This window comes from Methanosarcinales archaeon Met12, from assembly GCA_002813105.2.
Classification (GTDB): domain Archaea; phylum Halobacteriota; class UBA148; order UBA148; family JAJOKI01; genus JAJOKI01.
The window spans coordinates 139,698-152,590 of sequence record CP017966.2; the positions used below are offsets into that span (position 1 = coordinate 139,698).

Annotated in this window: 17 protein-coding genes, 1 tRNA gene and 1 pseudogene; 18 read left to right on the forward strand and 1 reads right to left on the reverse strand. The window is 45.8% G+C overall.

Going from position 1 to position 12,893, the window contains the following annotated elements:
- Window position 1: 1 nt before the first annotated feature.
- The 17 genes from BME93_00950 (at window position 2) to BME93_01030 (ending at window position 11,924) form a co-directional block, all read left to right on the forward strand.
- Window positions 2–355, forward strand: a complete 354-nt coding sequence (locus BME93_00950) for a 50S ribosomal protein L18e (GenBank protein ID ATZ60749.2) — start codon at window positions 2–4, stop codon at window positions 353–355.
- Between the two features lie 10 nt (window positions 356–365).
- Complete coding sequence (locus BME93_00955) at window positions 366–785, forward strand: 50S ribosomal protein L13 (GenBank protein ATZ60750.2); 420 nt, start codon at window positions 366–368, stop codon at window positions 783–785.
- Window positions 786–801: 16 nt separating this feature from the next.
- Complete coding sequence (locus BME93_00960) at window positions 802–1,203, forward strand: 30S ribosomal protein S9 (protein ID ATZ60751.2); 402 nt, start codon at window positions 802–804, stop codon at window positions 1,201–1,203.
- A gap of 21 nt (window positions 1,204–1,224) precedes the next feature.
- Window positions 1,225–1,437 (forward strand): DNA-directed RNA polymerase subunit N, encoded by a 213-nt coding sequence (locus BME93_00965; protein ID ATZ60752.2) that lies wholly within the window; start codon window positions 1,225–1,227, stop codon window positions 1,435–1,437.
- A gap of 8 nt (window positions 1,438–1,445) precedes the next feature.
- Window positions 1,446–1,520 (forward strand) — tRNA-Pro (locus tag BME93_00970).
- Window positions 1,521–1,554: 34 nt separating this feature from the next.
- On the forward strand, window positions 1,555–1,761 hold the full coding sequence (locus BME93_00975; GenBank protein ATZ60754.2) for a DNA-directed RNA polymerase subunit K: 207 nt from the start codon (window positions 1,555–1,557) through the stop codon (window positions 1,759–1,761).
- A complete protein-coding gene (eno, locus tag BME93_00980) occupies window positions 1,758–2,963 on the forward strand; it encodes a phosphopyruvate hydratase (protein ID ATZ60755.2) in 1,206 nt (401 codons plus the stop codon). The genes BME93_00975 and eno overlap by 4 nt, the downstream gene beginning before the upstream one ends.
- Before the next feature lie 9 nt (window positions 2,964–2,972).
- Entirely contained in the window at window positions 2,973–3,584 is a 612-nt protein-coding gene (gene rpsB / locus BME93_00985) for a 30S ribosomal protein S2 (GenBank protein ATZ60756.2), read from the forward strand.
- Window positions 3,585–3,592: 8 nt separating this feature from the next.
- Window positions 3,593–4,381 (forward strand): MEMO1 family protein, encoded by a 789-nt coding sequence (locus BME93_00990; GenBank protein ID ATZ60757.2) that lies wholly within the window; start codon window positions 3,593–3,595, stop codon window positions 4,379–4,381.
- Window positions 4,382–4,418: 37 nt separating this feature from the next.
- Window positions 4,419–5,321 carry a mevalonate kinase gene (locus BME93_00995; GenBank protein ATZ60758.2) on the forward strand — a complete coding sequence of 301 codons (903 nt, stop codon included), beginning with the start codon at window positions 4,419–4,421 and terminating at the stop codon, window positions 5,319–5,321.
- Complete coding sequence (locus BME93_01000; GenBank protein ATZ60759.2) at window positions 5,314–6,099, forward strand: isopentenyl phosphate kinase; 786 nt, start codon at window positions 5,314–5,316, stop codon at window positions 6,097–6,099. Before BME93_00995 ends, BME93_01000 begins: the two co-directional genes overlap by 8 nt.
- Complete coding sequence (gene fni, locus BME93_01005; GenBank protein ID ATZ60760.2) at window positions 6,083–7,174, forward strand: type 2 isopentenyl-diphosphate Delta-isomerase; 1,092 nt, start codon at window positions 6,083–6,085, stop codon at window positions 7,172–7,174. The genes BME93_01000 and fni overlap by 17 nt, the downstream gene beginning before the upstream one ends.
- Window positions 7,171–8,511, forward strand: a complete 1,341-nt coding sequence (locus tag BME93_01010) for an RNase J family beta-CASP ribonuclease (GenBank protein ATZ60761.2) — start codon at window positions 7,171–7,173, stop codon at window positions 8,509–8,511. The genes fni and BME93_01010 overlap by 4 nt, the downstream gene beginning before the upstream one ends.
- A 10-nt stretch (window positions 8,512–8,521) precedes the next feature.
- A complete protein-coding gene (locus BME93_01015) occupies window positions 8,522–9,484 on the forward strand; it encodes a polyprenyl synthetase family protein (protein ATZ60762.2) in 963 nt (320 codons plus the stop codon).
- Between the two features lie 51 nt (window positions 9,485–9,535).
- Complete coding sequence (locus BME93_01020; GenBank protein ATZ61712.2) at window positions 9,536–11,221, forward strand: glutamate--tRNA ligase; 1,686 nt, start codon at window positions 9,536–9,538, stop codon at window positions 11,219–11,221.
- 201 nt (window positions 11,222–11,422) lie between these two features.
- Window positions 11,423–11,656 (forward strand): DUF2683 family protein, encoded by a 234-nt coding sequence (locus BME93_01025; GenBank protein ID ATZ60763.2) that lies wholly within the window; start codon window positions 11,423–11,425, stop codon window positions 11,654–11,656.
- Window position 11,657: 1 nt separating this feature from the next.
- Window positions 11,658–11,924, forward strand: a complete 267-nt coding sequence (locus tag BME93_01030; protein ID ATZ60764.2) for a hypothetical protein — start codon at window positions 11,658–11,660, stop codon at window positions 11,922–11,924.
- Between the two features lie 161 nt (window positions 11,925–12,085).
- Here BME93_01030 and BME93_01035 read toward each other — a convergent pair whose 3' ends face one another.
- On the reverse strand, window positions 12,086–12,376 hold the full coding sequence (locus tag BME93_01035) for a transposase (GenBank protein ATZ60765.2): 291 nt from the start codon (window positions 12,374–12,376) through the stop codon (window positions 12,086–12,088).
- A gap of 6 nt (window positions 12,377–12,382) precedes the next feature.
- On the opposite strand from BME93_01035, the pseudogene BME93_01040 reads away from it, so the two are divergent.
- A pseudogene (locus BME93_01040) lies at window positions 12,383–12,679 on the forward strand (AAA family ATPase).
- The last annotated feature ends 214 nt before the right edge of the window (window positions 12,680–12,893 follow it).

Consider the following 12,893-nt stretch of genomic DNA (forward strand, 5'->3'; position numbering starts at 1 on the left):
CATGACAAAAACAAATCCAAGACTGATAAAACTGATAGAAAATCTCAAGGCAAAATCACGTGAAGAGGACGTCATGATATGGAAAGATATCGCCAAAAGATTGGAGCGCCCTACTAGGAACTATTCGAAAGTGAACCTCGGCCAGATCAATAGAAACACAAAAAAGAACGAAACAGTACTCGTACCAGGGAAAGTCATAAGCGCTGGTATTTTAGACCATCCTGTGACAATAGCAGGTCTAGGATTCAGCAAAGTTGCTGTCGATAAAATAAAAAGCGTCAAAGGGAAAAGCATAATGATAGAGCAACTAATAAAAGATAACCCAAAGGGAGCTGGAGTTCGAATAATCCAATGAGGTATGATAAATGGTCATCATCAATGCAGATGGACTTATATTAGGACGTTTGGCGAGCAATATTTCAAAACGCCTGTTAGAAGGCGATGAAGATATCGCAATTGTAAACGCAGAAAAAGCGATAATTTCTGGGTCAAAAGTGCAGATCTTCAAGGAATATGATGTCCAGGTGAAAAAGGGCACCAGAGAAAAAGGGCCTTACTACCCAAAGAGAGCCGACCAAATATTGAAGAGGACTATCAGAGGGATGCTCCCGTATAAGCGAAAACGCGGACGAGATGCATATTCGCGGTTAAAAGTATATATCGGGACGCCTATTGAAATACAAAGTGAGCCTCTGGAAACCATCGAAAATGCTAAGATGTCGCGATTGAGTACGATAAAGTATATACGGCTTGGTAACCTGAGTAAAAAGCTCGGTGCCAATTAAGTTTGGAGTTTATCATATGGTGAAAATAGTCAATGAAAGCGGTAAGAGAAAAACTGCAATAGCCAGAGTTGTGATCAAGAAGGGCTCAGGACAGGTAAGGATAAACAAGAAACTTCTAGAGAATATAGAGCCCAAATTGGCACGTCTCAAAATCACTGAGCCGCTGACCATTGCAAGCGACCTTGTCAATGAGATAGACGTCGAGGTCAATGCAAGGGGAGGAGGAGTCATAGGGCAGGCAGATGCGGTGCGAACTGCAATAGCCAGAGGTCTAGTAAAATGGACAGATAGCTCTTCACTTAGAGATGCGTTTCTTAAATACGACAGGAACCTTCTGGTAAGTGATGCTAGACAAAAAGAGCGTAAAAAGTTTGGAGGACGTGGAGCGAGAGCCAGACAACAAAAATCATATAGATGAGGTTGGAGAGAAGGTGACAATATGATCCCTGTTAGGTGTTTTACGTGTGGAAAAGTAATATCAAATGTGTGGGACATGTACAAGAAACGAGTAGAGGACAGAAAAGAGGAATCGGGAACAAATGATATCAAAGTGGGAGACATATTGGATGATCTGGGTATCGAAAGATATTGCTGTCGACGAATGTTGTTAACGCACGTGGATATAATAGACATGCTATCCCCATATCAATAGGGAAGAGGGGGGTTGTAGGGTAGGCTGGACCATCCTATGGCGTTCGGGGCGCTGTGACCTGAGTTCGAATCTCAGCAACCCCAATTTTAGAGGACATTTCTTAAAGGAGTTGTTAACGTGGACCAAAAATATACAAGATATGAACGAGCTAGAATAATAGGGGCACGCGCCTTACAGATTTCTGCAGGGGCACCGATTCTGATACGTAACCTAGGAGAAAAAGACCCCATTAGCATCGCAATGCAGGAATTTGACGAGGGCATAATCCCAATAACGGTAAATAGGGCGAATAAAGACCAACATGAAAAAAGTAAAATATCATGACGGTAATCAAGAACATAATCGTTAGGAAAATATCAGACAGCCGTGGGGACGAGACGGTGGAGGTCGATGTGCACACCTCCAATGGTTTTGGAAGGGCTGCAGTGCCATCGGGGGCGAGTAAAGGTGCATTTGAAGCCAAATCGATCCCAGTCGCCGATGCGATATCAAAGGCAAAAAGTGTTGTCATCCCTCGGCTGATCGGCTTAGATGTTGGCGAGCAGAAGAATATAGACAACACTTTGCATGAAATAGACGGTACGAAAGACTTCTCAAACATCGGTGGCAATCTGAGCATCGGCATCTCCATGGCAGTTGCCAAGGCAGCCGCATCATCTTCTGGAGTTCCGCTATGCCAATATATTAACGTTTCCTCTAACTCTTTACCCTTTCCCCTGGGCAATGTGATCGGTGGCGGTGTGCACGCAAAAGGATCAATAGATATCCAAGAGATTCTCGTAATCCCCACGGGTGCAAGGAATATCGAAGACGCGATATTTGCCAATGCAGAGGCATACAAGCAGGTCAAGAAATTGCTAAACAAGAGAGAGATAGTGTGTGGCAAGGGCGATGAGGGAGCATGGGCGCCCTCTATCAGCAACGAAGAAGCGCTCACGATCGCATCCGAAGCAACCGAAGATGTGTCCGATTCAGTTGGATTTGATATGCGCGTCGCTATTGACATAGCGGCAACAGAATTGTGGAAAGATGGCAGATATGTATATTCAGATGTGAAACTGAGCACAGAGGAGCAGATACAATATGTATCTGAACTAATAGACAGATATAACCTCTATTATGTAGAAGACCCCCTGGAGGAAAACGATTTTGAGGGCTTTGCCGAACTGACGAAGCAGGTGAGATGTATGATCTGCGGCGATGATCTGTTCGCCACAAATCCCACGAGAATCCAACAAGGAATAGATACTGGTGCCGTAAATACAGTTTTAATCAAGCCAAACCAGATAGGAACTGTAACCGGCACCTATGAAGCCGTAAAGCTGGCAAATGACAATGGATACCATTGTGTTATGTCTCATCGATCTGGTGAGACGACCGATGATACCATTGCACACCTGGCGGTCGCACTGGACATTCCAATCATCAAAACAGGAATAACTGGCGGCGAACGAATTGCAAAACTTAATGAGTTGATAAGGATAGAAGGAGACCTTAAGGACCCAAGAATGGCCATAATTAAATGAGAGGTTGTGATGATGAAACAAGATACTAAAAAAGACCTAGCTTATGAATCCCTGATACCAGTTGACGAATATCTAACAGCAGGCGTTCATATTGGAACACAGCAGAAGACGAAGGATATGGAGAAGTTCATATATTTGGTAAGAACAGACGGATTATACATCTTAGACGTACAGGCGACAGACCAGCGCATCAGGGCTGCAGCCAAATTCATATCGAGATATGAGCCGTCGAAGATATTGGTGGTGTCAGCACGACAGTATGGACAACGACCAACGGAAATGTTTGCCAAGGCGCTCGGTGCGAGGGCGATCTTAGGGCGATTTATCCCAGGTACGCTTACCAACCCTGCTTATCAAAATTATACTGAATCCGATGCTCTAATCGTAATCGACCCTATCGGAGATGCACAAGCAGTCACAGAGGCGATGAGCGTAGGCACCCCGATCGTCGGAATGTGCGATACGAACAACATGACCGCAAACATAGATCTGATAATTCCAACGAATAACAAAGGTAGAAAGGCGCTGGCCATAGTGTACTGGTTGCTTGCCAAGGAAACTCTCAAGGAAAAAGGCGTGCCGTTCGACTATTCTGTAGAGGATTTCGAGGCAGAATTGTGAGGCGTCCAATGAGAAGGGCCGTCGTTGCGGGACAATTTTACGAGGGTGAGGCCAAAGCCCTGAGGAGACGGATTGAAGGTTACATAGCTACTGCTGAAGTGGAGATATTTGAGGAGATGACAGGGGCTGTGGTCCCACATGCAGGCTATGTTTACTCCGGTCAAGTGGCTGCGCATGTCTATGCTGCACTTCCCTCTGCCGAGACATACGTCATCCTTGGCCCCAATCATCGGGGAGCGGGCTCTATGGTCGCGGTGTCCACTGATACCTGGAGTACTCCGTTGGGAGAGGTGGAAATAGATGAAGGCATCGTGAATATGCTCCCGGACCGCATCGACCGTGACGAAGTTGCACACCGATATGAACATTCAATAGAGGTTCAACTGCCATTTCTCCAGTACAGGTTTAAGGATTTTAAGATCGTTCCGATATGTATGGGTTTGCAGGACGAAGAAACTGCTAAAAAGCTCGGTGCCGAGTTAGGAAACGTTCTAAAGGACGAGGACGTGGTCATACTGGCGTCCTCTGATTTCACGCATTATGAACCCAACCAAGTAGCAAGGAAAAACGACCATAGGATAATCAAATCAATCTTGGAATTGGACGTATCGACTTTCTATTCACACATTTATAGTCTGCAGGCATCGGTTTGTGGTCATGGCCCTATCGCAACGATGATGGAAACGACAAGAGCTATGGGTGCGAAGAAAGGAGCGTTATTGAAATACGCCACAAGTGGGGATGTGACCGGGGACTACTCGAGCGTGGTCGGTTATGCTGGAATTGTTATTGACTAAAAGGATTATACCATATCCGGGATATATAAGGAATTAAATGACCATCTGTTCCGCACCAGGAAAGATATTCTTATGCGGTGAACACGCCGTAGTTTATGGCGAGCCTGCCATCGCATGCGCAATCGATCTACGGACACGCGTCAGCATCCAAGAGAGTTTAGATACCTCCATCACCTCCAAACTTGGCAGGGGAATCGATAGGCATCCATACGTCCTCAAGGCGATTGAGAGGATGAAGATGCTTACCGAATTCGATGGCGTGAAGGTCAAAATCGATTCCGAAATCCCTCCTGAGTCGGGATTGGGGTCTTCTGCCGCTGTTACGATTGCGACGCTGTCCGCGATAAACATGGAGTTCGATGTAGGATTGTCTGACGAAGAGATAGCAGAACTGGGGCACTCGATAGAAGTGGAAATACAGGGTGCAGCGAGTCCCACTGATACGTTTATCTCTACGATGGGCGGCGTCGTGCTGATGCCTTCGCGCAGGCGACTGAAAAATCTGGACTACGGTTTCGTGGTAGGGGATACGGGCAAGACGTCTTCGACTAAAGAACTCGTTGGAAGGGTGTCATTGCTTAGAGAAAGATATCCTGACGTAGTCCAGATGATATTTAATGCAATAGGGGCCATAGCAAAAAGGGGCGAACATTTGATAGAGGAGGGCGATTGTAGTGCCATTGGCGAGCTGATGAACATAAATCAGGGCCTGCTTGAATCTCTGGGTGTGGGATGTCCTGAGCTATCGGCGCAGATTTATGCTGCAAGAGATGCCGGTGCATTTGGAGCGAAGATAACCGGCGCCGGTGGCGGGGGATGTATGGTTGCGCTGGTATCCCATGATCATGCGGAGAAAGTTGCCAAAGCCATCGAAGAGGCTGGCGGGCGTGCGATTAAGGCCAGAGTGACAGAAGTGGGGGTGGCGACAGAGGATGAGTGACCGCATAATATTGAAGGTCGGCGGAAGTGTCTTGACCGATAAAACCAGAGAGAAATGCCTGAACGTCAATGAGATTGACCGGGTAGCAGGGGAAATTGCCTCTGCCAACGTGAGGGGCTTGATTATAGTCCATGGCGCCGGCTCATTTGGGCATCCCCAAGCGAAAAAATTCGGATTGGATGTGTCCGGAAAGCGCAATTTTATAGAAGTCGCATTAACACATGAAATAGTAAAGGAGCTTAATAGAGCGTTAATCGAAAGATTGGTTGAAAACGGCGTTGCCGCTGTACCCGTGCATCCGCTGAGCTGCACAATATCGCATAGCAGCAGATTGAGCGAGATGATGATACGCCAGATCGAACTGATGCTCGAAAATGGAACTATACCGGTACTTCATGGCGACGTCGTGATGGATACTGCATGGGGCGTCTCGATACTGTCAGGCGATCAGATAGTCGTTCACCTGGCACGCCACTTGGGCGTTGGAAAAGTAGGAGTTGGAACCGATGTCGATGGAGTAATGGGCGGCAACAAGGTAATAGCCACAATTACTCCAAAAACATTTAATGATGTAAAGGCATTATTAAGTGGGTCATCTGGTATTGACGTCACCGGGGGAATGTTAGGAAAGGTAAATGAATTGATAAAACTGGCGGATGATGGCATCTCTTCTCATATATTCAATGCATCAAAAACGGGAAATATAGCTAATTTCTTAAATGGCAAGGAGAATTTTGGAACGATTATCAGGAGCGAACGACATGAGACAAACCTCTAAAAGAAAAATCGAACACCTACGGCTATGCACCGAAGAGGATGTGGAATCAAAAGGAGGCGGATTCGAGGATATCACATTGATCCATAAAGCGTTGCCTGAGATCGACAAAAATAAGATTGACTTGAGCATCAATTTTCTCGGTAAGCAGTTGAATGCACCGATTTTGATAGCATCCATGACAGGAGGGCATCCCGATACCAAAAACATAAACGCTGCGCTGGCTAGTGCTGCCGAAGAGCTTGGAATCGGAATGGGCGTCGGCAGTCAAAGAGCCGCAGTTGAAGATTCGAAACAAGAGGATTCGTTTCGCATCGTCAGAGATGTCGCGCCCAGCGCCTTTATATATGCAAATGTCGGTGCCCCCCAATTAAAGGAGTATGGAATTGAGGGTATCGAGAAAATGATCGAAATGATCGATGCAGACGCCGTGGCGATTCATCTGAACTTCCTGCAAGAGGCAATCCAACCAGAGGGAGACACGGATGCATACGGCTGTTTAGATACAATCAAAGAGATATGTGCCCAATCAAGTGTTCCCGTGATGGTAAAGGAAACTGGCGCCGGAATATCACATGAGGTGGCAGTTGCCCTCAAAAAGGCAGGAGTTTCTGCAATAGACGTCGGTGGACGTGGAGGGACGAGTTTTGCCGCGGTGGAAGTATACAGGGCAAGAGCAGAAGGCGATGAATTGTTAGAACATCTGGGCAAGGTGTTCTGGGATTGGGGCATTCCCACCACGATAAGCATCGTCGAGTCGTCCGTAGGCATCCCTATCATCGCCACGGGCGGTGTGCGCACTGGAATAGATATGGCAAAGTGTCTGGCATTGGGTGCATCACTGTGCAGCATTGCGCTGCCATTGGTAATACCTGCCAGAAAGGGGAAACAAGAGATAATAAATAGATTAAACATCATGACCGAAGAGCTGAGGACCGCGATGTTTCTGACAGGATGTCGCTCGGTTACCGATATTGGAAGCGCCCAGATCGTGATAACCGGAAAGACCAGAGAAATCCTGGAGCAACGCGGATTTAACATAAGACAATTTTCAAAATACAATGGAGGAATTAAATGAAAAATATAGGAGTGATCGCGGTTGGAGGATATGACGAAGTAGGAAGAAACATGACTGCAATACGCGTTGGAACTGATATCGTAATAATGGATATGGGACTTAGATTGGATCGGGTGCAGATTCACGAAGATGTGGAAACGGAAAAAATGCATTCGTTAGACCTTATCAAGATAGGCGCCATCCCGGATGACACAATAATGAGCAACGTGAAGGGTGACGTCAGGGCAATCGTATGTACACATGGCCATCTAGATCACATAGGTGCCATATCAAAATTAGCACATCGATACAACGCCCCAATTATAGGCACGCCATTTACAATCGAACTGATATCAAAGCTTACAAAATCAGAACGAAAATTTGGCACAAAGAATAAACTATGTACTCTGATGGCTGGTGACACATTTCAGATTACGCCTGATTTGGCAGTGGAATTTATCAGGGTTCAACACAGCATGATAGACTGTGTGTTCGCCGCACTTCATACGCCAGAGGGGATAGTGCTTTACGCAAACGACTTTAAATTAGACAGAACGCCCACCCTCGGGGAATTGCCTGACTTCAAGCGATTGAAAAGATTGAGCAAAGAGGACGTGATAGCCATGATAGTCGAGAGCACCAATGTCCAGAGATCTGGGAAAACCCCATCAGAGCAGGTCGCACGTGAACTGGTCAGAGACGTGCTGCTCGGCACCGAGGAGACCAAATCCGGCGTTCTAATTACTACGTTCTCGTCGCATATCGCACGTATTAAAATAATCGCCGACGCCGCGATCGAAATGGGTCGACGTCCACTTCTGTTGGGTAGGTCAATGAAAGCGTATTCTATGTCCGCACAACGAATGAGATATGTAGACTTTCCTGCTGAACTTGGGATGTTTGGAGATAGAAAGTCCGTCGATAAGATACTCAATCGTGTGATGGCTGACGGCAAGGACAAATATCTGCCAATAGTTACCGGTCACCAAGGCGAGCCAAATGCAATACTCACAAGAATCTCCAACGGCTCGACACCCTACACTGTCGAAGATGGTGATAAAGTAATATTCTCAGCCAATACAATACCAAACCCACCCAATATAGCAAACCGATACGCCGTTGAGACGAAATTGCAGATGAAGGGCGCCAGAATATATGATAACGTGCACGTCTCCGGACATGCCTCTAAAGAAGACCACTGGGAACTACTCAGAATGATCAACCCGAGACACGTCATACCAACACACGGCAACCTCGAGATGACCAGTGCCTATGGAGAGCTGGCTGAAAAAGTTGGGTATGTGCTGGGCGATACCGTGCACATCCTGCGAAACGGACAGGAACTTACCCTTGAATAGAGGTTATGCGATGCATACGATCGATGAAATCCAGAAAAGAGGGCAGATGATCGATAAGATGATCGATCAATTACTGCCAATTACGCGACCAAAGGAGTTGTATCTCGCCTCCAGGCACTTGGTGAATGCAGGAGGAAAACGACTTCGTCCTGCTATGCTAATCCTCGCGGCTGAGTCGGTCAATGGCGATATAAAAAAAGTATTGCCTGCTGCATTTTCCATCGAATTGGTCCACAATTTCACGCTCATCCACGATGACATCATGGACCAGGATACCCTACGACGGGGCGCCCCTACAGTTCATGTGAAATGGGGATTGCCAGCAGCGATACTCGCAGGGGATACGCTCTATTCAAAGGCATTTGAAATCCTCGCAAGCGTTGATGCTGATTCCGATCGTATCGTGCAATGTCTGAAAGTTCTTGCGAATATCTGTGCAGATATCTGTGAGGGGCAGTGGATGGATATGACGTTCGTGGGGTCTGCCGAAGTCTCCGAAGCGGATTATATGGAAATGGTCGAGAAAAAGACCGCTGTACTGTTTGCGGCATCCACTTTGATAGGGGGGATACTCAGTGGTTGCACTGAAGAGGAGGCAGATGCGTTCTGGGAGATAGGTAGAACGACTGGGCTCGGATTTCAGATACGCGACGACGTCCTTGATCTCATCACCCCAAAGGAGCGGCTTGGAAAGAATAGGGGCAGTGACCTCATAGAGGGTAAAAAGACGTTGATTGCAATACACGCACTCAAAAAGGGAGTTGAATTAGAGCATCTCACGAGAGGGGCGTCCGAGGAAGAAATAGATGCAGTAGTACAAAAGCTCCACGAGTCCGGATCGATAGACTACGCGATGAAAAAGGCGCATCAACTGGTTGAGAAGGGAAAAGCTAAACTGGATGTGTTGCCAGATTCCAGAGCAAAAGAGCTTCTAAAAGAGCTGGCAGAGTATATGGTGACCCGCACATACTAAATCGTTTCTACAGCAAATCATTATTGTGGTGCCAGAACATATGAGGATTAGATGAAGAAATCGGAGATTAAGAGCCTTATACAAAAATATGCGTTGCAGAACGCGATCAAATATGACTCCACTCCAAATGCAAGTTCGGTAATGGGAAAGGTGATAGGGGCACACCCCGAACTCCGCCAGAGCGCACGCGGAATCATGCCATTAATACGGGCAGTACTCGACGACGTTGACAAAATGAGCGCAGAAGTGCGCCTGTCCAAACTCCGACAGATCGCACCCGAATTAATAGAAGAGTTGCATGAAAAAAAAGTGAAGGAGCAGAAACTTCCAGCATTGGACGTAGATGGGGAGGTGGTGATGCGAATTGCCCCTAATCCCAATGGACCCCCTACATTAGGAAACGCACGCGGAATCATCGTGAATCATGAGTATGCCAGGATGTACAACGGCAAGTTTATCCTCAGGTTCGACGACACCGACCCCAAGGTCAAAAAACCGATGCTGGAGGCATATGGTTGGTATCTCGAAGATTGCGAGTGGCTGGGTGCCAAACCAGATCAAGTCGTGATAGCATCGGACAGGATTGACAGATATTACGTGTATGCTGAACAATTGATAAAGATGGACAAGGCATATGTCTGTTTCTGCAGTCAAAGCGAATTCAAGCAGCTTAAAGATAATAAAGAGACGTGTCCACACAGAGAACAGGGTGTCAAAACTAACATTGGGCATTGGAGGGCAATGCTGAGCGGAAAGTATGATGAAAAAGAGGCAGTTTTGCGGATTAAAACCGATGTCAAACACAAGGACTCTGCCCTGCGCGACTGGGTTGCCTTCAGAATCGTCAAGGAGAGACATCCTCGCGTCGGCGACAAATACGCTGTCTGGCCGATGCTGGATTTTGAGTCGGCGATAGAAGACCACCTGTTGGGAATAACGCACATAATGAGGGGAAAAGACCTGATAGACAGCGAGAAAAGGCAAAAGTTCATCTATGGATATTTAGGGTGGGAATATCCAAAAACATCACACTGGGGACGCATTAAAATCCACGAGATTGGCAAATTCAGCACCAGCGAGATAAAAAAAGGTATCCAGAATGGGATATATGCGCAATGGGACGATCCAAGATTGCCGACGGTGCGCGCCCTGAGAAGACGCGGTATCCAGGCAGAAGCAATCAGAAATTTCATGATAAAGATGAGTGTAACCGAGACCGATATCGCAATCAGCATGGATACGCTATATGCCGAGAACAGAAAGATCATTGACTCCTCGACAAATCGATATTTCTTCGTCCATACTCCAGTCCATTTAACGATTGAAAGTGCACCATCGACCGTGGCAAAGGCGCCACTGCACCCGAACATAGACAGGGGTTTCAGGGAGATTTTAGTCGATGGAGAGGTTTTGATATGTCAGGATGATGCTACTGCATTATCAGCAGGTGACCGAATACGACTCAAGGAGTTATACAACATCCAGATTATGGACTTGAAACCCCTGAAGGCAAGATACATTGGAGATGACCTTGCCAAAAAAGGTGCTGATATCATCCATTGGGCGCCCATCGACGGTGTCAAGATAAAGGTCTTCGCTCCGGACGGCGTGTACGAGGGCGTTGGCGAAAAAGGCATCAAATCGGAGTTGAACAATGTCGTCCAGTTCGAGCGATTCGGGTTTGTGAGGATTGATTCTGTGAATGAGGTCGTCGTGGCATATTTTGCGCATAAATGAACGAGATGATGGTGGCAGTTTGAATCTGCCAACTTAAGGAAAATATAGACTCCCTTTGGTCGAATTGATATAATGAAAATTTAACTTCTTCGTTACGCTTGGCTTCACTACGACCACGCCTTGCAGGCTCTCACAACGGAAGCCAAAAGGTTTATAATCATAAAACATTATTATTTATAATAAAACATAATGGGTGATTAGATGGTTCAGGCGATTGTAACTTTAAACGAGCACGAGGATAGAGTTTTAAATATAGTTAAAGGTAAGTTTGGTCTGAAAAATAAATCTGAGGTGATTAATTTAATAATAAGTGAGTATGAAAAAGAATTCTTGGAACCTGAGCTTAGGCCCGAATTTATCGGAAAGATGAAAAGGCGAGAGAAGGGGCCCACCATCAAAGTGAAAGATTTTAGAAAACACTTTGGATTGAAGTAGAATGTATGATTATGAACTGAGAAAATCTGTAGAAAAGATTTTCTTTAAACTTGCAAAGAAGGGCCCAAAACAATTAGAAATAATCTATAGCAAGATTGAAAAGATAAGATTAAATCCACATCATTATAAGAATCTAAGGCGTCCTCTTCAACATTTAAGAAGGGTTCATATCGACAAAAGTTTTGTATTAGTATTTTCTATCGAAGAATCTAAAAAATTAGTTATTATTGAAGATTATGACCATCACGATAAAATATATAAAACGTAAGCAAACAAATCGCAACTCAAGATTCCTTGGATGGCATCATAGAAGCGAATTTCGTATATAAGAAGTTATACAAAATATTACTTGGGCACTCTTTTTATTAGTTTAATATATGGCGGGTGAAGATAATATCAAAGAGAGGGTCAATCATGAAAAAGAAAAAATCAGGCTTTGTAGAAAAGCTTTTGGATGATAGCCTGAATATTTAGGACCAAACTTTTTATCGCTCTCTCTATGTTGTACACGATGCACTTTCCGATGATCTCTCGGAACTGATGATGGCATTTTCTGCTTCTCACATGGTCTCCGTATCTTCTTTTGATGACAGAGTTAGCCGTCTCTGCCATGTTCCTCTGGCCGTATAGCTCTTTGTCCATTCTGGCATTGGCAGCCCTATCATACGGCTTGAATTCTCTGTGTTTGATGAGGGGGCGAACTCCTCTCCCCCTCAGCATATCTCGAAGCTTTTGGTCATCGTAGCCGCGACGAACAGACCTGATTTGATCGACTCTGCTCTGCTTCGCCCTGGAAGGTTCGACCGATTGATCTGCATCCCACCACCAGGAGAAAGGGAGCGTAAGCAGATCTTCCAGATTCATCTGAGAGACAAGCCATTGGCAGATGATGTTGACATCGGTGTACTTGCAAAACAGACAGAGGGATGCGTTGGAGCAGACATCGAGGCAATATGCCGAGAGGCAGCGATGCTCGCCCTGAGAGAGTTCATCAGGCCGGATATGGATAGAGAGAAAGTGAAAAAAGATGTGAAGCATAAAAAGATCAATAAAAGGCATCTTGATATGGCAATCAAGGAACGTGAGAGCGAATCTGTGTAGGTTATCTACTCCTTTGAGGGGGTGCCTTTCTGGATAAGCACAACCTTTAAACATATTGATGGAATATTACAGTGTCACTTACAAATTTACAGACGATGATTGATGAAGGGCTTATATGCCCAGAAGGAGGAAAATA